At 65.6% G+C, this 23,139-nt stretch carries 18 protein-coding genes and 3 tRNA genes; 4 read left to right on the top strand and 17 right to left on the bottom strand.

The features are described 5' to 3' along the window. Positions 1-68 precede the first annotated feature (68 nt). From A6A40_RS07625 to A6A40_RS07655, 7 genes are all read right to left on the bottom strand, one after another. Positions 69-1,085: a DNA-directed RNA polymerase subunit alpha gene (locus A6A40_RS07625; RefSeq protein WP_063634877.1), complete on the bottom strand. Its 1,017-nt coding sequence runs from the start codon at positions 1,083-1,085 to the stop codon at positions 69-71. A 136-nt stretch (positions 1,086-1,221) separates the two neighbouring features. Beyond that, a complete protein-coding gene (gene rpsK / locus A6A40_RS07630; protein WP_012974490.1) occupies positions 1,222-1,620 on the bottom strand; it encodes a 30S ribosomal protein S11 in 399 nt (132 codons plus the stop codon). Positions 1,621-1,635: 15 nt separating this feature from the next. Continuing rightward, positions 1,636-2,004 carry a 30S ribosomal protein S13 gene (gene rpsM, locus A6A40_RS07635; RefSeq protein WP_014248113.1) on the bottom strand — a complete coding sequence of 123 codons (369 nt, stop codon included), beginning with the start codon at positions 2,002-2,004 and terminating at the stop codon, positions 1,636-1,638. Positions 2,005-2,437: 433 nt separating this feature from the next. After that, positions 2,438-2,887 (bottom strand): tetratricopeptide repeat protein, encoded by a 450-nt coding sequence (locus A6A40_RS07640; RefSeq protein WP_236783604.1) that lies wholly within the window; start codon positions 2,885-2,887, stop codon positions 2,438-2,440. Positions 2,888-3,297: 410 nt separating this feature from the next. Beyond that, positions 3,298-5,439: an elongation factor G gene (gene fusA, locus A6A40_RS07645; RefSeq protein WP_063634879.1), complete on the bottom strand. Its 2,142-nt coding sequence runs from the start codon at positions 5,437-5,439 to the stop codon at positions 3,298-3,300. Positions 5,440-5,667: 228 nt separating this feature from the next. Continuing rightward, entirely contained in the window at positions 5,668-6,015 is a 348-nt protein-coding gene (locus tag A6A40_RS07650) for a RidA family protein (protein ID WP_063634880.1), read from the bottom strand. Between the two features lie 94 nt (positions 6,016-6,109). After that, positions 6,110-6,871 (bottom strand): trypsin-like serine peptidase, encoded by a 762-nt coding sequence (locus tag A6A40_RS07655; protein WP_063634881.1) that lies wholly within the window; start codon positions 6,869-6,871, stop codon positions 6,110-6,112. Between the two features lie 84 nt (positions 6,872-6,955). Here A6A40_RS07655 and A6A40_RS07660 point away from each other — a divergent pair, with 84 nt between their 5' ends. After that, positions 6,956-9,193: a DNA topoisomerase gene (locus A6A40_RS07660; protein ID WP_063634882.1), complete on the top strand. Its 2,238-nt coding sequence runs from the start codon at positions 6,956-6,958 to the stop codon at positions 9,191-9,193. 99 nt (positions 9,194-9,292) lie between these two features. On the opposite strand, the gene A6A40_RS07665 is transcribed toward A6A40_RS07660, so the two are convergent. The 3 genes from A6A40_RS07665 to lon all read right to left on the bottom strand — a co-directional run bounded on the left by A6A40_RS07665 (position 9,293) and on the right by lon (position 12,361). Next, positions 9,293-9,367 (bottom strand) — tRNA-Val (locus A6A40_RS07665). A 109-nt stretch (positions 9,368-9,476) separates the two neighbouring features. Beyond that, positions 9,477-9,749, bottom strand: a complete 273-nt coding sequence (locus tag A6A40_RS07670) for an HU family DNA-binding protein (protein ID WP_012974523.1) — start codon at positions 9,747-9,749, stop codon at positions 9,477-9,479. Positions 9,750-9,946: 197 nt separating this feature from the next. After that, complete coding sequence (lon, locus tag A6A40_RS07675) at positions 9,947-12,361, bottom strand: endopeptidase La (protein WP_063634883.1); 2,415 nt, start codon at positions 12,359-12,361, stop codon at positions 9,947-9,949. Between the two features lie 306 nt (positions 12,362-12,667). Between lon and A6A40_RS07680 the strand changes: the two genes are divergently transcribed. Continuing rightward, positions 12,668-13,312, top strand: coding sequence for a hypothetical protein (locus A6A40_RS07680; protein WP_063634884.1), 645 nt, complete (start codon positions 12,668-12,670; stop codon positions 13,310-13,312). Positions 13,313-13,442: 130 nt separating this feature from the next. On the opposite strand, the gene clpX is transcribed toward A6A40_RS07680, so the two are convergent. The 7 genes from clpX to A6A40_RS07715 form a co-directional block, all read right to left on the bottom strand. Beyond that, a complete protein-coding gene (clpX, locus tag A6A40_RS07685) occupies positions 13,443-14,705 on the bottom strand; it encodes an ATP-dependent Clp protease ATP-binding subunit ClpX (RefSeq protein ID WP_012974526.1) in 1,263 nt (420 codons plus the stop codon). A gap of 255 nt (positions 14,706-14,960) precedes the next feature. Next, positions 14,961-15,584, bottom strand: coding sequence for an ATP-dependent Clp endopeptidase proteolytic subunit ClpP (gene clpP, locus A6A40_RS07690; protein WP_014248124.1), 624 nt, complete (start codon positions 15,582-15,584; stop codon positions 14,961-14,963). Positions 15,585-15,696: 112 nt separating this feature from the next. After that, a complete protein-coding gene (gene tig, locus A6A40_RS07695; RefSeq protein ID WP_063634885.1) occupies positions 15,697-17,028 on the bottom strand; it encodes a trigger factor in 1,332 nt (443 codons plus the stop codon). Positions 17,029-17,119: 91 nt separating this feature from the next. Next, positions 17,120-17,204: transfer RNA gene (locus A6A40_RS07700), tRNA-Leu, on the bottom strand. Positions 17,205-17,341: 137 nt separating this feature from the next. Next, positions 17,342-18,871 (bottom strand): malonyl-CoA decarboxylase, encoded by a 1,530-nt coding sequence (locus A6A40_RS07705; RefSeq protein WP_063634886.1) that lies wholly within the window; start codon positions 18,869-18,871, stop codon positions 17,342-17,344. Positions 18,872-18,973: 102 nt separating this feature from the next. Beyond that, positions 18,974-20,437 (bottom strand): bifunctional ADP-dependent NAD(P)H-hydrate dehydratase/NAD(P)H-hydrate epimerase, encoded by a 1,464-nt coding sequence (locus A6A40_RS07710; RefSeq protein ID WP_063634887.1) that lies wholly within the window; start codon positions 20,435-20,437, stop codon positions 18,974-18,976. Positions 20,438-20,628: 191 nt separating this feature from the next. Beyond that, a tRNA-His gene (locus A6A40_RS07715) sits at positions 20,629-20,704 on the bottom strand. A gap of 242 nt (positions 20,705-20,946) precedes the next feature. Here A6A40_RS07715 and A6A40_RS07720 point away from each other — a divergent pair. After that, a complete protein-coding gene (locus A6A40_RS07720; RefSeq protein WP_082860752.1) occupies positions 20,947-21,411 on the top strand; it encodes a P-II family nitrogen regulator in 465 nt (154 codons plus the stop codon). Between the two features lie 292 nt (positions 21,412-21,703). Then, entirely contained in the window at positions 21,704-23,113 is a 1,410-nt protein-coding gene (glnA, locus tag A6A40_RS07725; protein ID WP_014248129.1) for a type I glutamate--ammonia ligase, read from the top strand. The last annotated feature ends 26 nt before the right edge of the window (positions 23,114-23,139 follow it).

Raw genomic sequence — 23,139 nt, forward strand, 5'->3', positions numbered from 1 at the left:
GTGGCGGCCCTGGGAAATGCGCCCTCCCCGCCTGACGACGGAAAGGGCGCGGCAAAATGCTGAGATGCTTAGTACGGCTCTTCCAGACGCTTGGCCAGCTCTTCGATGTTCTCCGGCGGCCAGTTCGGGATTTCCATACCGAGGTGCAGGCCCATCTGGGACAGCACTTCCTTGATCTCGTTCAGCGACTTGCGGCCGAAGTTCGGGGTGCGGAGCATTTCCGCCTCCGTCTTCTGAACCAGATCGCCGATGTAGACGATGTTGTCGTTCTTGAGGCAGTTGGCCGACCGGACCGACAGTTCCAGCTCGTCCACCTTGCGGAGCAGGTTCTTGTTGAACGGAACCTCCTCGTGCTTCTCCTCGGAGACGGCGTGCGTCGGCTCCTCGAAGTTGATGAACAGCTGCAGCTGGTCCTGCAGGATGCGGGCGGCGAGCGCCACCGCGTCGTCCGGCTTGACCGAACCGTTGGTCTCCACCGTCATCGACAGGCGGTCATAGTCGGTGACCTGCCCGACGCGGGCATTGTCGACCTTGTAGGACACCTTGCGGACCGGTGAGAACAGGGCGTCGATCGGAATCAGGCCGATGGGCGCGTCTTCCGGACGGTTCTGGCTGGCCGGGACATAACCCTTGCCGGTCTCGACCGTCAGTTCCATGTTCAGCCGCGCGCCGTTGTCCAGCGTGCAGATGACCAGCTCCGGATCCATGACCTGGATGTCGGGGCCGGTCTCGATCATGCCGGCCTTGACCTCGCCCGGACCTTCGGCGCGCAGGCGCATGCGCTTCGGGCCGTCGCCGCCCATGCGCAGACCCATCGTCTTGATGTTCAGGACGATGTCGGTCACGTCCTCGCGGACGCCGGGGATGGACGAGAACTCGTGCAGCACGCCGTCGATCTGGATCGAGGTGACGGCGGCACCCTGCAGCGAGGAGAGCAGGATGCGGCGCAGCGCGTTGCCGAGCGTCAGGCCGAAGCCGCGTTCCAGCGGCTCGGCGACCACGGTCGCGAAGCGGTCGGCGTCGTCACCGGGCTGGATGTCCAGCTTGCTCGGCTTAATCAGTTCCTGCCAGTTCTTCTGAAGCACGGATCGACCTCAAGATGCCATCGGGTGAACACGAACCCGCGAGGCCCGAACCATTCCCATGCTGAGGGGACCGCGATGGCTGCGGCCCCCTGTCCCGGAATGGTTGGTCCCCGCGGGTGCGGAAACGGTACTGACCTTAGACGCGGCGCTTCTTCGGCGGGCGAACGCCGTTGTGCGGGATCGGCGTGACGTCGCGGATCGAGGTGATCTGGAAGCCGATCGACTGCAGGGCGCGCAGGGCGGACTCACGCCCCGAACCCGGACCCTTCACTTCGACTTCCAGGGTCTTCATGCCGTGTTCCTGGGCCTTGCGGCCGGCGTCCTCGGCAGCGACCTGGGCGGCGTAGGGGGTCGACTTGCGCGAACCCTTGAAGCCCATGGTGCCCGACGACGACCAGGCAATGGTGTTGCCCTGCGCGTCGGTGATGGTGATCATCGTGTTGTTGAACGAGGCGTTCACATGAGCGACGCCAGCGGTGATGTTCTTGCGCTCGCGGCGACGCAGGCGCTGAGAAGCGGCGGAGGGCTTGGCCATTTTGCGTTCGTCCTCTTACTTCTTCTTGCCGGCGATCGGCTTGGCCGGACCCTTGCGGGTGCGGGCGTTCGTGTGGGTGCGCTGGCCGCGGACCGGCAGGCCCTTGCGGTGACGCAGGCCACGGTAGCAGCCCAGGTCCATCAGACGCTTGATGTTCATGGCGACTTCACGACGAAGATCGCCCTCGACGCGGTAGTCGGCGTCGATGGTCTCGCGGATCTTCAGGACTTCGTCGTCCGTCAGCTCGTTCACGCGACGCTCGGCCGGAATGTCCAGCTTCGCGCAGATTTCCTTGGCCTTGAAGGGGCCGATGCCATGGATGTAGGTCAACCCGATCTCCACACGCTTCTGCGCGGGGATGTTGACGCCAGCGATACGCGCCACGCTGCTCTCCTCAGTCTCGATATCTCAACGGCAGCCCGTCGGGCCGCCTACACACCGAGCAAATCCCGCCCGGCGCAAGGCCGGAACCGGGAACGCACAATGTTACCCGCCACCCCGGCGGGGCAGCGAGAGGGTGCGACTATAGGAAAAACCCGGAACATGTCAAGGCCGTTTACTCGGCCGGGACCGCCTTCCGGACCGGAGCCGGCACCGCATCGGGCCGTTCGCGGCCGGGGTCGGCGTCATCGACCGGCATATCCCGCACCGGAACCGGACTGAGCGGCAGCCGCCCGGCATCAACTCGGCTTCAGCCCGATGTCCGCCAGATCTGGCGCAGCCGCTGGACGTGCAGATGCTCGCCGATGGCCTGCACCACCGGCTCCCCAGAGTCTCCAGCGTGAGCACGCGGTTCCGGCTTCTCTCTCCGCCTCGCCTAGAGATCGGTCCCGGCGGCACGAAACCGGATGGTGTCGGCCTGTGCGCGGACCCGGTCGAGATGAGGGTTGATCCTCAGGGCCGCATCGAAGGCACGCAGTGCCGGCTTCTCGTCTCCCAAGGCGAGATAGACCAGCCCGAGTTCCACCAGCGCCCCGAAATGACGCGGCTCCAGCGACAGGGCATGGCGCAGGTCCAGCATGGCGGAGCGGTAGTCGCCCAGCATGTAATGGGTCGCGGCACGCTTGTTCCAGCCTTCGGCATAGGACGGGTCGCGAGCGACCACTGCGTCGAAAACGCGCAGGGCCGATCCGTAATCGTCGCTGTTCAGGCTGAAAACGCCGGCGCGCATGTCGCGGACCATCGTCGGATCGGGATGATCGAGCCAGAAATCCCAGATATGCTCTTCCACCGATTCGGCATAGGCGGCGTCGGTCGTGCTGTGCAAGGCTTGGAAAAGGCTGTCCAGACGCAGAGACCCCTGCCCCGCCCCAGCCGGCACCCCAAGGGTCAGCAGCAAAAGCACAGTCAAGGAAAAGAAGCGTCGAATCATCATGCTCCAAATTTGTGCACGGATTCGACGCTCTGCCAACAATTTTTTTGTTGCAAAATGCTAACAAATTGCACAAAGGCGCCGGCGTCCGGCCCTTACCGCGATCCAAACGCCGCCGGATAACGCCGGCCATGCCGTCCACCCTGTCCCCTTCCTGTTCGGATGGCTTCCGAACCCGCGCCGCGAATGGCCGCCCGCAGCCCTCCCGCGGTTCGAAAAAGGAAACGGCCGGCGGATTTCTCCGCCGGCCGTCGAACTTACCGGAAATGTCCCGATTGTCAGTCTCGATCGCTCGAGACGGACGATCAGGCGGCCTTGTTGCGGCCGGCCACGATTTCGTCGGTGACGTTGCGCGGCACCGGCTCGTAGTGGCTGAACTCCATCGAGTAGGACGCACGGCCCGAGGTCATGCCGCGCAGCTGGCCGATGTAGCCGAACATCTCGTTCAGCGGGACATTGGCCTCGACGGCGATGTTCGAACCACGCTCCAGCTGGCCCAGGACGGTGCCGCGACGACGGTTCACGTCGCCGATGACGTCGCCCAGGTAATCCTCCGGCGTGACGATCTCGACCTTCATCACCGGCTCGAGCAGGATCGGACCGGCCTTCGGCAGGGCCTCACGGAAGCAGGCCTTGGCGGCGATTTCGAACGTCAGGGCGTTCGAGTCGACGTCGTGGTACTTGCCGTCCACCAGGCGGGCGCTGAAGTCGACAGTCGGGTAGCCGGCGAGGACGCCATCTTCCTTCTGCATTTCCAGACCCTTGCCGACCGACGGGACATATTCGCGCGGAACCGAACCGCCGACCGTCTCGTCCTTGAAGGTGAAGCCGGCGCCACGCTCCAGCGGCTCGAAGATGATCTTCACTTCGGCGAACTGGCCCGAACCACCGGTCTGCTTCTTGTGGGTGTAGGTGTATTCGACCGGCTTGGTGATCGTCTCGCGGTAGGCGACCTGGGGCTTGCCCATGTTGCCTTCCACGCCGAACTCCGTGCGCATGCGGTCCAGCGTCACTTCCAGGTGCAGCTCGCCCATGCCGCGCAGGATGGTCTGGCCGGTTTCACGGTCGGTCTCCAGGCGGAGCGACGGATCGGCGCGGACCATCTTGCCGAGCGCGATCGAGAACTTCTCCTGCTCGCCCTTGGTCTTCGGCTCGACCGAGACGCTGATGACGGGGTCGGGGAAGCGCATGCGCTCCAGGATGACCGGGTGGGCGGCGTCGCAGAGCGTGTCACCGGTCTCGGTCTCCTGCAGGGAGACGAGCGCGATGATGTCGCCGGCGCGGGCTTCCTCGATCGGGTTGGCGTCCTTCGCGAACATCTCGACCATGCGGCCGATCTTCTCGCGCTTGCCGCGGGTCGAGTTCAGGATCGACATGCCCTTCGTCAGCACGCCCGAATAGACGCGGATGAAGGTCATCGAGCCGTAGGTGTCGTTCAGCACCTTGAACGCCAGCGCCGAGAAGGGCGCGTCGTCGGAGCTGAGACGCTCGCCGTTCGGGTTGCCGTCCTCGTCCACCGTCTTGATGGCCTCGACGTCGGTCGGGGCCGGCAGCAGGTCGACGACCGCGTCCAGAACCTGGCAGACGCCCTTGTTCTTGTAGGACGAGCCGCACAGCACCGGGGTGAAGGCGCCGGAGATGGTGCCCTTGCGCAGGCAGGCGCGCAGCACGTCCGGCGACGGCTCCTCACCCGACTCCAGGTAGGCTTCCATCGCCGCGTCGTCCTGCTCCAGGGCGGTGTCGACGAGTTCGGCGCGCAGGGCCGGAATGCTGGCGACGTTGTCCAGGTCTTCCTTGACGGTCAGGTTGAGCTTGCTCGCGAGATCGTCGGTGATCTCCCAGGTCTCCCACTTGGCGTCCTTGTCGTCGGAGAACCAGACATAGGCCTTCATCTCGACCAGATCGACCATGCCGCGGAAGTTGTCTTCCGAGCCCAGCGGAACCTGGATGCAGACCGGGCGGGCGTTCAGGCGCGAGCGGATCATGCCGACGCAGCGCTGGAAGTTGGCGCCCGAGCGGTCCATCTTGTTGACGTAGCAGATGCGCGGAACGTTGTAGTTGTCCGCCAGACGCCAGTTGGTCTCCGACTGCGGCTCCACGCCGGCGACGCCGTCGAACACCACGACCGCGCCGTCGAGCACGCGCAGGCTGCGGTTCACCTCGATGGTGAAGTCGACGTGGCCCGGGGTGTCGATGACGTTGATCTTCTTCTCGCGCCAGAAGGCGGAAACGGCGGCCGACTGAATGGTGATGCCGCGCTTCTGCTCCTGCTCCATGTAGTCGGTCGTGGTCGACGTCTTGAGATCCTTCGTCTCGTGGACGTCGATGATCGTGTGCTTGCGACCGGTGTAGTACAGAATGCGTTCGGTGGTCGTCGTCTTGCCCGCGTCGACGTGGGCGATGATGCCGATGTTCCGAATGTCAGACAGTGGCGTTTGGCGCGGCATGTTGCGGTTCCATTGCAGTAACGCGACAACCGAAGCGCGACCGTCAGAGGTCGTCCGCTTCGGCGGCAGAGGTTGGTCGGGGTTTTACGGGCGATCTGTTAAGGCGTCATTAACATTCCGTAAACCGACAGCAATTTGTCGGAATATTGAAGCGCGCGGCCCTCACAGCGTTCGGGCCACGCCGGCACACCCCAACCGAGGCTGCCGGGTCGCCCCGTTTCCGCCGCCTTATTTAGCAGCGGTGACCTGAATTTCAACGAGATACTGGGGGGCGGCCAGCTTGGCCTCCACCGTGGCGCGGGCCGGCGGATTGGCCGGATCGACCCAGGCGTCCCAGGCCTTGTTCATCGCGCCGAAGCTGGCGATGTCGGCCAGATAGATGGTGGTCGACAGCAGCTTGCTCTTGTCGCTGCCCGCTTCCGCCAGCAGGGCGTCGATCTGGGCCAGGATCTGGATGGTCTGGCGCTCGACGTCGGGCGTCGGCTCGTCGGCGACCTGACCGGCGAGATAGACCGTGTCCTTGTGGACAACCATCTGGCTCATGCGCGGTCCGGTGTGGAAGCGCTGGATCGACATTGCGGAAAGACTCCGGGTTCCGGGGGCAGAAAAGACGCGGGTACGTCTATGCCATTCGGGGCCGCGCGCGAAGAAAAAAATGCGCCTCTCCCGCTCAGCGCTGCTCCGCGGCGGTATCCTTCGCCAAAAGTGCGGCAAACCGTCCGGCGGGAACCGCGAAATTGCGCACGGCCGGCGCATGTCCGGCAGCGACGCCGACTCCGGCAACGGCCCAGGCGCTCCGGGCCCCCTCCTCGCCATCCGCCCTCCGCGCCAGCAGCGGCCCGCCGCTGGTTCCGCGCGTGGCGTCGCAATCATGCACCAGCAGCCCGGCGCTCTCCCCCAGCATCCGGCAGTCACGGTCGGCCATCAGGATCTGCGCCCGGTCCTGGCTGTAGCCGCCGAGCATCAGCGGCGTTCCAGCCGGCAGGGGCACCGCAAGGACTGGGAGCGGGGGCGCCGACTCCGGCGCCGCCTCGGCCAGCGTCAGCACAGCCCAGTCGGCTGAAACCACCGGATTGGCCGCAGCGGGATCATAGGCCGGATCGGTCCGGACACGGGCGACCGTGACATGCCGTGTAAACTCCCCCCGGTCATAGCCGAACAGGACGTGCAGGGAGGACGCCTGCAGAAAACGCCGTGTCCGCGGGTTGAACAGGCAATGGGCGGCGGTCACCACCGTGCGCGGCCCCACCAGCGCCCCGGTGCAGCGGCCGGCCAGGTTGGTCTGCACGCGGACGACGCTGCGCCAGGGATCGGCCGACGCATCCACCGGCACCCGCCGGTCCCCCGGCCCGACACCGGGCAGCAGCGGCCGTTCCGCCCGGACACCAGGCGCGCCGGCCAGAGTTGAAAGCACAAGCGCGGCTGCGGCCATGCGGCCGAGGCCGCCAAGGCCAAGGTGGCGCCGGCCCCGCGGACGTTCTTGCTCTGTTTCCCTCAATCCCGTATTCTCCCGCGCATGGCGACGCTGATCATCACCGAGAAATCCAGCCAGGCGAAGGACCTGCGCGCGGCCCTGGGAGACCGTTACGGCCGCATCCTGCCGGCCGAAGGGCATCTGCTGCGGCTTGCCGAACCGGACGAGGTCGATCCCGATTGGAAACGCTGGTCGACGACCCTGTTGAAGCCGGACGGGCTCTATCCCACCCGCCCCGACCAGGGCGGCAACAAGGCGGCGAAGCTCCAGGCGATCACCGCGGCGCTGCGTGCCTGCGATGAAGTGATCCTCGCCACCGACTGCGACCGTGAAGGCCAGCTGATCGGGCAGGAGATCCTGGAACATATCGGCTATCGCGGCAAGGTGCGGCGCGCTCTTTTCACCGCGCAGGATCCGAAGACCCTGCGTGATGCCTTCGCCCGGCTGAAACCCAACGACTCCATGCGGCCGCTCTACGAGGCGGCGGTCGCGCGCCAGCAAGCCGACCAGATCTACAACCTGTCGCTCACCCGCACGGCGACCAAGACACTGCTCGCCCCCGGCACCCGCGGCGTCATCGGCATCGGCCGGGTCAAGACACCGACGCTCGCCATCGTCTGCCTGCGCGAGCTGGAGATCCGCAACTTCAAGCCGGAGGATTACTTCGAGATCGTGGCGACCGCCACCGTGGCGGAGGGCAGCTTTCAGATGCGCCATGCCCCGGCGCCGAAGGACCGCATCAAGGACCGGGCGGCGGCCGAGGCCATCGCCCGCGCCGCCGACAACCACCGCGGCCCGCTGACGGTGACGGTGGAGGAGAAGCGGCAGGCGCCGCCCAAGCTGTATGATTTGCCATCGCTGCAGAAGACCTGCGGCCAGCGTTGGGGCTGGACCGCCGACCGCACGCTGGCGGTGGCGCAGGAGCTCTATGACGGCGACGGCAAGAAGCTCATCACCTATCCGCGCGCCGAGGCACGCTATCTGTCGGAGAACCAGATCGGCGACGTGCCGGCCATCGTCGGCGCACTGACCCGGCTGCGGGGCTTCGCGCATCTCGACGTTGCCCGCCCGGTGATCCGCAAGGGCAAGTCCGGCCATTTCTGCGACAGGGCGCTGGAAGGCGTGTCGCACCATGCGGTGATCCCCAACGTCAATGTGCTGGACGATCTCGAATCGCGGCTGGTCCGGCTGACCGATGACGAGAAGCGGCTGTTCGCGCTGATCTGCCGCTCCTACCTTGCCGCGGTGATGCCCGATTACGAATATCGCCAGACCAGCGTGACCATGCCGGTCCCGGTCGGCGCCAAGCCGGTCGCCTTCCGCGCGGTCGGGCGCATCCCGCTGAAGCTGGGCTGGAAGGCCGCCTTCGGCTCCGCCGAGTCCGAGGGCAAGCCGGAGGAGGAAGCCGAACAGACCCTGCCGCCGCTGACCGACGGCGAGCCTGCGAGCCTAAGCGATCCCAAGGTGGAGGCCAAGCGCACCCAGACGCCGCCGCGCTATAATGAAGGCACGCTGGTCGACGCCATGCAGAACGCCTGGCGCTTCGTCGAGGATCCAGCTCTGCGCGACCGGCTGAAGGAGGCGAAGGGCATCGGCACGCCGGCCACCCGTGCCGAGGTGATCAAGGGACTGCGCAAGCAGAACCTGCTGGGAGCCGACGGCAAATGGCTGGTGCCCACCCCGGCCGGGCTGCACCTGTTCCAGACCCTGCGCGCCGCCGCCCCCACCCTGGTCGATCCCGGCACCACCGCCCTGTGGGAAATGAAGCTGGACGAGGTTGTCACCGGCCGCGCCGACTTCCGCGGCGTCATCGACGCCATCGCGACCGAGGCGGACCGGCTGATCGGTGCGCTGGTCGGACAGCGCGGGACGATGCTCGACCTCGGCCTGCCCGCGCCCAAGGCACGATTCGGCCGCCGCAGCGCGGGCGGGCGCACCGCCTCCGCTGCCACTGCGGAAATCGCCAAGCCGGCGCGTCGGCGGACCCGCAAAGTGGCACCTCCGTCGGAGGGTGAGGCTTCCGCGCCGAAGCCGCGCCGTGTCCGCAAAGCCAAGATTCCCGCATCGTCCCCGCCGGCGACTGCGCAGACCGATGGCGCGCAGCCAGCAGCAGCGGCCGCCGGTTCGGCACCGCCAAGCGGGCATCGCCGCCGCGAGCCGACGGAACGCATGGTTTCCTTTGCCCGCAGTCTGGCGGAGCGCAAGGGGATCGACCTGCCCGCCCCGTGCCTGCGCGATTTCGACCAGTGCCGCAGCTTCCTGGACCAGCACGCACGCTGAACCCGCGACGGACCGCGAGGCAACGGCCCCGCCATTATTCTGTTGAAGGCAAGAGAAAAGCCCCTCAACGGGGGCTGTCTGCGGAAGCATCGATGGGAATGGTGGGCGATGAGGGGATCGAACCCCCGACATTCTCGGTGTAAACGAGACGCTCTACCGCTGAGCTAATCGCCCGAACCCTGAAAAGGGCTTTGTTTTCAAACACAAGCCGGCCGGGTTTATGCCCGGCCGGCCGCACTATGCCCTGAACGGGCTGGAAACTTCAAGCCCGTCCGGCTGAAACTCAGTTCAGCGCGTCCTTGAGGGTCTTGCCTGCCTTGAACTTCGGCTGCTTGGACGCCGGAATGTCGATCTTCTCGCCAGTGCGCGGATTGCGGCCTTCCGTGGCGGGACGCTCAGCCACCGCGAAGGTGCCGAAGCCGACCAGACGGACCTCATCGCCATTCTTCAAGGACTCGGCAATGCTGTCGAACACGGCGTCGACGGCCTTCGTGGCGTCGGTCTTGGACAAACCGGACGCTTCGGCAACATGCGCCACGAGATCGTTCTTGTTCACGCAATCCCCCTTCCAAATTCAGCAAATACTGAAAGACAAAAGCCGCCCCAGGACTTTTCGTCCACGACTTATTGGAAGCAAAGGATAAGCACAGCGACTGCCGCCCGTCAATTCCCGACGGGCGGCATAGCTCATCATGTCCCAAAAGTCGCGCGTCCGGTGGCGGCCACGATCAAATCGCAACCGCCGGTCCTGGATCAGTGACGCAAGGCCTCGCCGTCTGCGCCCTTTTCCTGGGCCTTGGCCGCAGCCGCATCGACCTCCGGCTCGGTCCACTCGATGGGCTCCAACGGACGGACCAGCGCATTGCGCAGCACCTCGTCCACCGTGCTGACGGGCATGATCTCCAGCCCGCGCTTCACGTTGTCCGGAATGTCCGCCAGATCCTTTTCGTTGTCCTTCGGGATCAGCACATGCTTGATGCCGCCGCGCAGGGCGGCCAGCAGCTTCTCCTTCAGGCCGCCGATCGGCAGCACCCGGCCGCGCAGCGTGATCTCACCGGTCATCGCCACGTCCTTGCGCACCGGAATGCCGGTCAGCACCGAGACGATGGAGGTGGCCATGGCGACACCGGCCGACGGGCCGTCCTTCGGCGTGGCGCCTTCGGGAACGTGGACGTGGATGTCCTTCTTCTCGAACAGCGTCGGCTTGATGCCGAAAGCGGTGGCGCGCGACTTGACATAGCTCTCGGCCGCCTGGACCGATTCCTTCATCACGTCGCCCAGCTTGCCGGTGGTGGTGACTCGCCCCTTGCCGGGCAGGCCGACCGCCTCGATCGACAGCAGCTCGCCACCGACCTCGGTCCAGGCCAGACCGGTGGTGACACCCACCAGATCCTCCAGCTCCGCCTCGCCATAGTGGAAGCGGCGGACGCCGGCATACTTGTCGAGGTTGCGGCGGGTGACCGCCACCTTGGCATTGCCGGTGCCCTTCAGCAGGATCTCCTTCACCGCCTTGCGGCAGAGGTTGGCGATCTCGCGTTCCAGCGAGCGGACGCCGGCTTCCCGCGTGTAGTAGCGGACCAGATCGCGCAACGCATCGTCCGAGATGGTGAACTCGCCCTTCTTCAGGCCGTTCGCCTCGATCTGCTTCTCGATCAGGTGGCGCTTGGAAATCTCGACCTTCTCGTCCTCGGTGTAGCCGGCGACGCGGATGATCTCCATGCGGTCCAGCAGCGGCTGCGGCATGCGCATCGTGTTGGCGGTGCAGACGAACATCACGTCGGACAGGTCGTAGTCGACCTCCAGGTAATGGTCGTTGAAGGTGCCGTTCTGCTCCGGATCCAGGACCTCCAGCAGGGCGGACGACGGGTCGCCGCGCCAGTCGGCGCCGAGCTTGTCGATCTCGTCCAGCAGGAAGAGCGGGTTGGAGGATTTCGCCTTCTTCATGCCCTGGATGACCTTGCCGGGCATCGAGCCGATGTAGGTGCGGCGATGACCGCGCACCTCGGCCTCGTCACGGACGCCGCCCAGCGACATGCGGACGAAGTTGCGCCCCGTCGACTTGGCGATCGACTTGCCGAGCGAGGTCTTGCCGACGCCGGGCGGACCGACGAGGCAGAGGATCGGACCCTTGACCTTGTTCATGCGGTTCTGGACGGCGAGATACTCGAGGATGCGTTCCTTGACCTTCTCCAGACCGTAATGGTCGGCGTCCAGCACCTTCTGGGCCAGCTTCAGGTCGCGCTTCACCTTGGTGCGCTTCTTCCACGGAATGGACAGCATCCAGTCCAGGTAATTGCGGACCACGGTGGCTTCCGCCGACATCGGGCTCATCGACCGCAGCTTCTTCAGCTCGGCGAGCGCCTTCTCACGGGCTTCCTTGGAGAAGCGGGTCTTGTTGATCTTCTCTTCCAGCTCCGCCGATTCGTCGCGGCCGTCCTCGGTCTCGCCGAGTTCCTTCTGGATCGCCTTCAGCTGCTCGTTCAGATAGTACTCGCGCTGGGTCTTCTCCATCTGCCGCTTGACGCGGTTGCGGATGCGCTTTTCCACCTGAAGAACGCCGATCTCGCCTTCCATGAAGGCATAGACCCGCTCCAGACGCTCCGACACCGTGGCGCATTCCAGAAGCTGCTGCTTTTCCGGAATCTTCAGCGCCAGATGCGAGGCGACGGTGTCGGCCAGCTTGCCGGCTTCCTCGATCTGGTTGATCGAGACCAGCACTTCCGGCGGGATCTTCTTGTTGAGCTTGATGTACTGCTCGAACTGGGAGACGACGGCGCGGCTCAGGGCTTCGAGCTCCTGGTTCTCGCCGCTCTTTTCCTCGACCAGTTCGGCCTGGGCCTGGAAGAACTCCTCATTGTCGGCGAACTTGGTGATGGCGGCACGCTGTCCACCTTCAACCAGCACCTTGACGGTCCCGTCCGGCAGCTTGAGCAGCTGCAACACGGTGCCGACGGTGCCGACGCTGTAGATGTCGGCCGGAGTCGGATCGTCCTGCGCGGCGTTCTTCTGGGTGACGAGCAGGATCTGCTTGTCATCCTTCATCACGTCTTCCAGCGCGCGCACGGACTTCTCGCGCCCGACGAACAGCGGCACGATCATGTGGGGGAACACCACGATGTCGCGCAGCGGCAGGACCGGGTAGAGGGCACCACGGGAGAGTTCGATCATCGGCAGGGCCTCAATGAATGGATCGCCGCCAGCCCGGAATGGGCCTGACACAGCCCCCGCCTCGGGTTGAGCGCGGAGATCGCCTACGGCACCGGACTAACGTGGCACACGGCCATGCGCCCTTCAAGGGGCTGAAAGTGCCTTCATCGCCCGGATATCCAGTTTGAAGACCCGCTCACGCTTGCAGAAGCCCGGTTTCCTGGCGAGCATGGCCTGCTGAAGGCGGTGAACAAAGGTCCAGATAGGGGATTGGGCCGCGTGGAAGCCGCGAATCAGCCCGGAGTCCGGAAGAAAGGGTGTTCAGCGATGAATGCGAAGGAGCAAACGGCGATCACGAACCGGCTTTGGAACGATCCGATGGGATTTCTCAAGGCCCACCTCCTGATCTACAAAGTCGACAACATCGGGTTCGGCGCCTGGAACCAGTCGGTGGCGAACAAGATTGCCCCCGGCACCGGGCATCGACCCCTGTACTTCGACATCCACGAAGCGACCGGCATGACCGTTTCCGGCACCGATGGAAAGAAGGGCCGCTATTTTTATGTCGGCCCTTCGCAGAGCGGCTCCCAGATCGGCTATTTCCTACCCTGGGATGCGGATGGCGGATACAATCTTATCCTCGGAAAGGATGCCTTCTTCTTTTTCAACGCCTTGATGGACGGCTGCGGCTTCGGCTGCATCCCCGGCCCCTCCGGAAGCCTCAAGGTCGCGCATCACAACATCCAATGCCAGACCAACGGAACCAGCCACACCGCCATGACCGCCAGTCTGGCGGGCTATTCCGCGACCATGAACCGGAACAGCTATCGCTGGAACTCCGATGAAGCGGAAGGCAAATGCTCGGTCATCGGGATTCGGGGGCGCCTGACCGGCTGGTGGGTGATCGCCCAGCGCTTCAGCATGGACTACAATGGAAAGGTTCGGATCCTGTCCGTCGACCGGCTCGTTTGAGACGCCGGCCTTCGCGATAACCTGCAGGGTCCGAAATTGACAAAAGGGGGACACCGGCATGCCGATGTCCCCCTTTTCAACCTCACTGCCAGCCAGGCCACACGGACTTTTCTCGACCGGTCGGGGCCCGTCAGGCTCCCGGAGCCTCGCTGCGGCGCTCGGCATGGACGTAGAGCGGCTTGGCGCGCCCTTCGACCACTTCCTTGTTGACCAGGATGCTCTCGATGCCGGTCAGGCCCGGCAGGTCGAACATCGGGTCGAGCAGGATGGCTTCCATGATCGACCGCAGGCCGCGGGCGCCGGTCTTGCGGGCGATCGCCTTGTGGGCGATGGCGCGCATGGCGTCCTCGGAGAACTCCAGATGGACATCCTCCATCTCGAACAGGCGCTGGTACTGCTTGACCAGAGCGTTCTTCGGCTTGCTCAGGATCTCCACCAGCGCCGCCTCGTCCAGGTCGGACAGGGTGGCCAGCACCGGCAGGCGGCCGATAAATTCGGGAATCAGGCCGAACTTCAGCAGATCCTCGGGCTCGACCTCGTGCAGGATCTCGCCGGTCGCGCGCTCGTCGGCCGACCGAACATCGGCGCCGAAGCCGATGCTGGTGCCCTTGCCGCGCTGGGCGATGATCTTGTCCAGGCCGGCAAAGGCGCCGCCGCAGATGAACAGGATGTTGCTGGTGTCGACCTGCAGGAATTCCTGCTGCGGATGCTTGCGCCCGCCCTGCGGCGGCACGGAGGCGACGGTTCCCTCCATGATCTTCAGCAGGGCCTGCTGCACGCCTTCGCCCGACACGTCGCGGGTGATCGACGGGTTGTCGGACTTGCGGCTGATCTTGTCGACTTCGTCGATGTAGACGATGCCGCGCTGCGCCCGCTCCACATTGTAGTCGGCGGCCTGCAGCAGCTTGAGGATGATGTTCTCGACATCCTCGCCGACGTAACCGGCTTCGGTCAGCGTCGTGGCGTCGGCCATGGTGAAGGGAACGTCGATGATTCGGGCCAGGGTCTGGGCCAGCAGCGTCTTGCCGCAGCCGGTCGGGCCGATCAGCAGGATGTTCGACTTCGCCAGTTCGACGTCGTTGTGCTTCGTCCCGTGGGCGAGGCGCTTGTAATGGTTGTGGACCGCCACCGACAGCACGCGCTTGGCGTAGGACTGTCCGATGACGTAATCGTCGAGCACCGCATGAATGTCGCGCGGAGTCGGAACCCCATCGCGGGACTTCACGAGGGTCGTCTTGTTCTCCTCGCGAATGATGTCCATGCACAGTTCGACGCATTCATCGCAGATGAACACCGTCGGACCGGCAATCAGCTTGCGGACCTCGTGCTGGCTCTTGCCGCAGAAGGAGCAGTAGAGCGTATTCTTCGAATCGCCGCTGCTGGACTTGCTCATCGGTACTCCGTCATCTCGCGGGAGGCGTGGCCCCTAGGGCCATGCCCGTTCGCGGCGCCCCCCGACGCCGGTCCTACTCAGGTTATCGCGGACGACGCCCGCGACAAGGTCATGCGCCGGTCTGGCGACGCATCACGATCCGCATATCCGGGTCCCTCCTCGGGACATCCCCTATGACCGGATCGTGTCACTGCCATTCAACAACAGCGTCACGACCCGATCAACCCTTTGTTGGGAGGGCTCTGGACCAGCGGCTCACGAATGATCCACGCCCGGACGCTTCTCCACCACCTCGTCGATCAGGCCGAAGGCCTTCGCTTCTTCGGGCGACATGAACTTGTCGCGCTCCATGGCGGTCTCGATGGTGTCGAGATCCTGCCCGGTGTGCTTGACGTAGATGTCGTTCAGGCGCGAGCGCAGCTTCAGGATTTCCTGGGCCTGGATCTCGATGTCCGAGGCCTGGCCCTGGGCGCCGCCCGACGGCTGGTGGATCATGATGCGGCTGTTGGGCAGCGAGAAGCGCTTGCCCGGCGCGCCGGCGGCCAGCAGCAGCGAGCCCATCGAGGCGGCCTGCCCCATGCAGACCGTCGACACCTGCGGACGGATGTACTGCATGGTGTCGTAGATGGCGAGGCCGGCCGAGACGTAGCCGCCCGGCGAATTGATGTAGAGCGCGATGTCCTTGTTCGGATTTTCCGATTCAAGGAACAGCAGCTGCGAGCAGATCAGGCTGGCGACGGCGTCGTTCACTCCGCCGATCAGGAAGATGATCCGCTCCTTCAGCAGGCGCGAATAGATGTCGTACGCGCGCTCGCCCCGGTTGGTCTGTTCGATGACCATCGGGACCAGAGCATTCATCTTCGGCTCGAAGTCGTACATGTGTTCTTCCCTGCCCCCGCAGTTGGCTGAACCGGTGATCGTCGCCGGTACGGAACCACATATAGGAACCTTTGGGGGCGGATGGTAGTCCGCCCCCACTCCTTTTGGGGAGTTAGGCGGCCTCGGCCTCGTCCTCGTCCTTCGTCAGATCTTCGACGCTGACGGTCTTCTCGGTCACCTTGGCCTGATCCAGGATGTGATCGACGACCTTGTCCTCGAAGATCGGGGCGCGGAGATTCTCGAGCGCCTGCTGGTTCTGCTTGAAGAACTCGAACACCTGACGCTCCTGACCGGGGAAGCGGCGGGCCTCGTTGATCAGGGCGCGGTTCACCTCGTCCTGGGTGACCTGGATGTTGTTGCGGCGGCCGACTTCCGACAGCAGCAGACCCAGGCGGACGCGGCGCTCGGCGATCGAGCGGTACTCGGCCTTCAGCTCGTCCTCGGACTTGTTGGCATCCTCGCCGGCGGTGCCGTTCTTCAGCTCTTCCTGCAGGCGGGCCCAGATGCCCTCGAACTCGATGTCGACCATGCCGGCCGGCACCTCGAAGGAATGGGCCTCGGCCAGCTTGTCGAGCAGCTGGCGCTTCACGCGCAGGCGCGACAGGCCGTCATACTCGCCCTTGATGCGGTCGCGGATGGCTTCGCGCATCTTCTCCAGGCTCTCCATGCCGAACTCCTTGGCGAGTTCGTCATTGACCTCGGCCGGGACGTTCTTGCGCAGCTCCTTCACGTCGACCTCGAAGACCGTCGCGGCGCCCTTCAGGCGCTCGTGCGGGTAGTCTTCCGGGAAGGTGACGTTGACGGTGCGGTGCTCGCCGGCCTTGGCGCCGACCAGCTGCTCCTCGAAGCCCGGAACGAATCGGCCGGCACCCAGCTCCAGCGGGTAGTCCTTGCCGTCCATGCCTTCCAGCGCCTCGCCGTCGACCGTGCCGGCGAAATCGATCACGGCGATGTCGCCGGTCTCGGCAGCGCGGTCCTCGGTGACCGGGGCCTGGGTCGAATGGGCCGAGGCCAGACGGGCCAGCGCCTCTTCCACCGACTCGTCGGTGACCTCGGCGACCGGCTTCTCCAGCTCGATGCCGGTGAAGTCGCCCGGCTCGACGTCCGGCAGCAGCTCGACCGCCATCTTGTAGGTGAGGTCGCCGCCGTCCTCGTACTTCTCGACTTCGATCTTCGGCTGCAGGGCGACGCGCAGGCCACGCTCGCTCAGTGCCTGGCGCGAGCTGTCGGAGATGGCGTCCTCCAGCACCTCGGACAGCACGCCGCCGAAATAGCGCTGCTTGATCACGGTGACCGGCACCTTGCCCGGACGGAAGCCCGGCAGCTGGACCGTGCGGCGCAGCTCTTCCAGCTTGCCGTTCACCTTCTCTTCGATGTCCTTGGCGGAAATGACGACCTGAAATTCGCGCTTGAGGCCGTCGGTGCTGGTCTCGGTGATGTTCATCGGAACGAAAGCCTATCTCGTTGTTCCGGCCCGGCGGCGCCCGTCCGGGCGGCCCGAATCCGTGTTGTCCATGCGGTCCAAGGTGTTGCCATGGTGCGGGCGAAGGGACTTGAACCCATACGACCGAAGTCACTGGAACCTAAATCCAGCGCGTCTACCAATTCCGCCACGCCCGCGTTCATGGCAAAGGCAGCCGCGACGGGTGCCGAAACACCCGCCGGACCGCCGGCGAAGTCCGGTCTATAGCACAGCGCGGCGGAAGCAAACAGGCAAATTGGCTCCGTTCAAGAGAGCGGGGTCCGCTCCGTTCGCGTCAGCCGCCCGCCTTGGCCAGCGACCGGACCGCCGATGAGGCGATGATGCGCCCCTCGCCGGTATAGGCCTCATGGTTCGCGTCGATCTCACCCAGCCGGTAACGGTAGTTGATCATCATCCCCAGCGACTGCCTAACCCCCTTGGCCGACCGGTCGGCGAGCCAGTTCAGCCGTTCCATCCGGGCGCCGTTGGTCAGGTGGAAATGCGCCACCGGATCCAACGCGCGGGCGCGGCCATTGCTTTTCGCCTCCTGAACCGCGGTCAGATAATGGGCACACATCCGCATCAGGGGGCCCCGCAGCCGCTTCTGCAACTCCTCATCCTCCGCCCAGCCGGAACGGGACAGCGCACGGGCGAGCAGCGGCGATTCGTCGGCGCCGAGTCCGCCCTCGGTCGACACCTCGGCATCCTCGGCCTGCTCCAACTCGGTCAACCGCTCGGCGATGCGCTCGGCCTCCGTGTTGGTCAGAAGGGCATCGCCGTCTCGCTCTAGCATCCGGTCGAACCAGCGGCGGAAACCGGGGATCGGCGACAGGGTGGCATAGCACTTGATGTTGGGGAACTCGGTCGCCAGCCCGTCCACCACCCGCTTGATCAGGAAATTGCCAAAGCTGATGCCGGCCAGCCCGACCTGGGCGTTGGAGATCGAATAGAAGATGGCGCTGTCGGCGCTCTTGGGATCGCAGACCGGCGCGGTGGGATCGAGCAGCGCCTGCACAGTGTCGGACATGCCCTGGACCAGAGCCACCTCGACGAAGATCAGCGGCTCGTGCGGCATGCGCGGGTGGAAGAAGGCGAAGCAGCGCCGGTCGGAATCGAGCCGGTCCTTCAGATCCTGCCAGCCGCTGATCTCGTGCACCGCCTCATACTTGATCAGCTTTTCCAGCAGCGAGGCCGGACTGTCCCAGGTGATGCGGTGCATCTCCAGGAAGCCGACGTCGAACCAGGCGCGCAGCAGGTTCTTCAGATCGTCTTCCAACGCCTGCAGCAACGGCTCGCCGCGCGCCATTTCCATCAGCTCTGCCCGCAGGTCGACCAGGAACTTGACACCTTCCGGCAGGGCGTTGAACTGGGTCAGCAGACGCAGGCGCGGCGGTTCCAGCGCACGGCGGAGCGCCCGTTCGGCATGGCCGCGGGCGACCGGGTCGGCCGCCGCCTGGAAGGTCGCCATCGCCTCCGTCACCGCGTCGCGGTCGACATCGAAATCGCGTGCCAGCATCACGAGGAAATTGCGGCGGCCCTGGGGATCGAGCGCCAGATAGGTGCGGCCGAGCTGGGCGGCACGGGCGCGGGCGGACACCTCGCCGCCACGCGATTCCAGGCAGGCCTCGATCTGCTCCTTCAGCCGTTCGGCGTCTTCGCGGGGCAGATGGGTGCGCGGCGGAGCACCGACGGCGCCGCGGGCCGATGCCGCGATCTCGCGCCAGCGGGTGCGCAGGTTGTCCAGCGCGCGGTCGAAGAAATTGGGCTGCGCGGCCGGGGATGGCGGCACGGGCTCCAACGTGGTGGTATCAGGTGCATCGCTCATGCCCCGGAGTCTGGCCCGCCTCGACCGCCGCCGCAAGGGGGCGCGTGGAGGCTGCCGTCGGAAGTACCTCCGGCAATTCGCTCGCGCGGCCTTCGGCGGGTGTCAGCCCTGCGCCTTCAGCGCCTTCAGCACGGCGGGCAGCGCCCCCGGCAGATCGTCGGAGATCAGGCCGGGGCCGAGCGCCCTACCCGCCTCGCCATGCAGCCAGACGGCGGTGCAAGCCGCCTCGAACCCGTCCATCCCCTGCGCCAGCAGGCCCAGCACGATGCCGGCCAGCACATCTCCCGTTCCTGCGGTGGCCAGATCGGGCGGCGCGTTGACGTTGACCACGGCGCGGCCGTCCGGCGCCGCGACCACGGTGTCCGCCCCCTTCAGCACCACCACGGCACCCGACCGGGCGGCAGCGGCGCGCACCCGCGCCAGCTTGTCGCCGTCCATGCCGACGGAGTCCCCGAACAGCCGGGCGAACTCCCCCTCATGCGGGGTCAGGACGCACCGCTTGTCGAGCCGGTCGAGCAGCTCGTCGGCAGAATCGGCGAAGCTGGTCAGCGCATCGGCATCCAGAACGCAGGCCTTGCGGGCATCCAGCGCTGCCATCGCCGCGGCGCGGGTCTGCGCGCCCCTGCCCGCTCCCGGCCCGATCAGCACCGCATTCTTCCTCTGGTCCTGCAGCAGCCGTGCGAAAGCACCGGCATCCTCCAGCGGATCGACGATGACGCTGGCGCAGCCGGCGGCATAGATCGGGAAAGCCTCCTGCGGGCAGGCGATGGTGACCAGACCGGCGCCGGCACGCAAGGCAGCGACCGAGGCCAGCCGGGCGGCTCCCGTCATCCGCGCCCCGCCGAGAACCACGGCATGGCCGCGCGCATATTTGTGGCCGTCCAACGCCGGCCAGGGAAAACGGTGACGCCACAGCGACGGCTCGTTGACCGCGGTCTGCGGCGCGATGCTGTCCAGCACCCGCTCCGGAATGCCGATGTCGGCGACCACCACCTCGCCGCACAGGGTACGGCCGGGCAGCAGGACATGGCCGGGCTTGCGACGGAAGAAGGTGACGGTCAGCGCCGCCTGGGGAGCCGCCCCCAGCACGCGGCCGCTGTCGCCGTGCAGGCCGCTCGGCACGTCCACGGCCACCACCGTGCGTCCCTCCATCGCTTCGACGATGGCGCGGGCAAGGCCGTCGAGCGGCCGGGACAGGCCGGCGCCGAACAGCGCGTCGATGATCAGCGGATTGCCCTTGAGGATATAGGGATCGGCCGCCTCGATCGGACCGGGCCAGCGCTCGGCGGCAACCGCGGCGTCGCCGGTCAGGGACGAGCGCGTGCCGAGCAGGGCCAGCCGCACCGGCCAGCCGGCCTCCAGCAGAAGCCGGGCGATGACGAAGCCATCGCCGCCATTGTTGCCGGGGCCGCAGAGCACGGCGGTCGGGTGCGGCGCCCATCGTTCGCACACCGCGCGGACAACGGCGGCGCCCGCGGCCTCCATCAGGGCCGGACCGGGCACACCGGCGGAGATGGCCAGCTGGTCGGCCCGATACATCTCCGCGACGGACAGAAGCTCATCCATCCCCCACACTCCCCGACCCTGGCTTGTCTTGCCGTTGCCTGAGCGGGCGAGGATGCGCACGCCCGCTCTACCCGTAGACGATGTCATCACCTGCGAGAATCATGCGGACACGCATAAACGCCCGCGAAACGGCTGCTTTGCCGTGCGGGCGTTTATAAGACCAGAATTTTTCCTGGACGCGAATAAGAAGATGGGGCGATGGATGGGACTCGAACCCACGACCGCTCGGACCACAACCGAGAGCTCTACCAACTGAGCTACCACCGCCGCCGTCAGCGTTTCCGCCGTCGGGAGCCGCGTTATGCTCCACCGCGGCTGGCCGGTCAAGCGCCTTTTTCACGAAAAGTGAAAAAACTTCTTTCGGAGCGGAATGGCACCCCTTTCGCCCGACCGCTGCCGCCATAAAACGCCCATCAGCGCGGAGCGCTTGCGCCATTTGCACAAATATTGTTCAATCCGCCGAATCCTTCGGCAGCGCCCTGCCCCATCGGACGGCATCCGACCGTCTTATGACCAGCGCCGATGCTGCCGGACCGGTTCGGCCGAATGTGGCACGCTCCATGCTTACCGTCGTCGCTGTCGGCAGTGCCGTGGACGGTGCCTGCCGGCGTTGGCACCTCGTACACGAGAGACCCATGAAGAAGATCGAAGCCATCATCAAGCCGTTCAAACTCGATGAGGTGAAGGAAGCCCTTCACGAAGTCGGGATCAAGGGGATCACCGTCACCGAAGCCAAGGGCTTCGGCCGCCAGAAGGGTCACACCGAGCTTTACCGCGGCGCGGAATATGTCGTGGACTTCCTGCCGAAGGTGAAGATCGAGGTGGTGATGGAAGATTCCCTGGTGGAACGCGCGATCGAGGCGATCCAGCAGGCCGCTCATACCGGCCGCATCGGCGACGGCAAGATCTTCGTCACGCCCGTGGAGGAAGTGGTCCGCATCCGCACCGGCGAAAAGGGTGCCGACGCGATCTGATCGCGTCCGGCCAACCCCGCCCCTCCAAACCGGCTCCCTTCCGACCAGCATCCGCCAACATGCGCCGTTTTCCCCATCCCCTCACGCCGGCCCCGGCCGCATCCTTCGCCGAACGGCCGATGGCCGCCTATGGCGAACGTGCGACTTTTTCGGTTGGCGCGTTGTACGGGGAAGAAAGGCGTGAGATAACGTCCGCCGCGAGCGCCGCCCTCCGCCGCCACAGCCCCGAAGGGGCTGGGGCAGTGGCTTGACGCAGCGGGATCCAACCCTCTTAAAGCGTGGAAAAAGAGACATGTCCGACATCAGCAAGGTCTTCGACCTGATCAAGGAACACGACGTCAAGTACGTGGACCTGCGCTTCACCGACCCGCGCGGCAAGCTGCACCACACGGCCCAGCACGTCTCGACCATCGACGAGGACGTGTTCGAAGACGGCATCATGTTCGACGGTTCCTCGATCGCCGGTTGGAAGGGCATCGAAGAGTCGGACATGATCCTGAAGCTGGACCCGACGACGGCCGTCATGGATCCGTTCGCCGCCCAGCCGACGCTGAACATCCTCTGCGACGTGTACGATCCCGGCACCGGCGGCTCCTACGCCCGCTGCCCGCGCGGCATCGCCAAGGCCGCCGAGCGCTACACCGCCTCGGCCGGCATCGGCGACACCGTCTTCTTCGGTCCGGAAGCCGAGTTCTTCGTCTTCGACAACGTGAAGTACACGGTCGAGATGAACAAGGTCTCCTACCAGTTCGATTCGGACGAAGGCACCTATTCGTCGGACAAGGACTATGAGGACGGCAACCTGGGCCACCGTCCGGGCACCAAGGGCGGCTACTTCCCGGTCGCCCCGATCGACAGCTGCAACGACCTGCGCGCCGAGATGCTGAGCGTCCTGGCCGAGATGGGCGTTCCGGTCGAGAAGCACCACCACGAGGTGGCCGCCGCCCAGCACGAGCTGGGCATCAAGTTCGACACGCTGGTCCGCACCGCGGACAACATGCAGTACTACAAGTACGTGGTGCACAACGTCGCCCACGCCTACGGCAAGTCGGCGACCTTCATGCCGAAGCCGGTGTTCGGCGACAACGGCTCGGGCATGCACTGCCACCAGTCGATCTGGAAGGACGGCCAGCCGCTGTTCGCCGGCAACCAGTATGCCGACCTGTCGGAGCTGGCGCTGTACTACATCGGCGGCATCATCAAGCACGCCAAGGCGCTGAACGCCTTCACCAACCCGTCGACCAACAGCTACAAGCGCCTGGTTCCGGGCTATGAGGCTCCGGTCCTGCTGGCCTATTCGGCCCGCAACCGTTCGGCGTCCTGCCGCATCCCGTACGTCGCCTCGCCGAAGGGCAAGCGCGTCGAGGTCCGCTTCCCGGATCCGTCGGCCAACCCGTACCTGGCCTTCGCCGCCATGCTGATGGCCGGTCTGGACGGCATCCAGAACAAGATCCATCCGGGCGACGCGATGGACAAGAACCTGTACGACCTGCCGCCGGAAGAGCTGGCCAAGGTCCCGACCGTCTGCGGCTCGCTGCGCGAAGCCCTGAACTCTCTGCGCGAGGACAACGAGTTCCTGCGCAAGGGCGACGTCTTCACGCAGGACATGATCGACGGCTACATCGACCTCCGCACGGAAGAGATGATGGCCTTCGAGACCATGCCGCACCCGATCGAGTACAAGATGTACTACTCGGTTTGATGTTGCCTCGCGGCGTCCGGCAACGG

The organism is Azospirillum humicireducens, assembly GCF_001639105.2.
GTDB classification, from domain to species: domain Bacteria; phylum Pseudomonadota; class Alphaproteobacteria; order Azospirillales; family Azospirillaceae; genus Azospirillum; species Azospirillum humicireducens.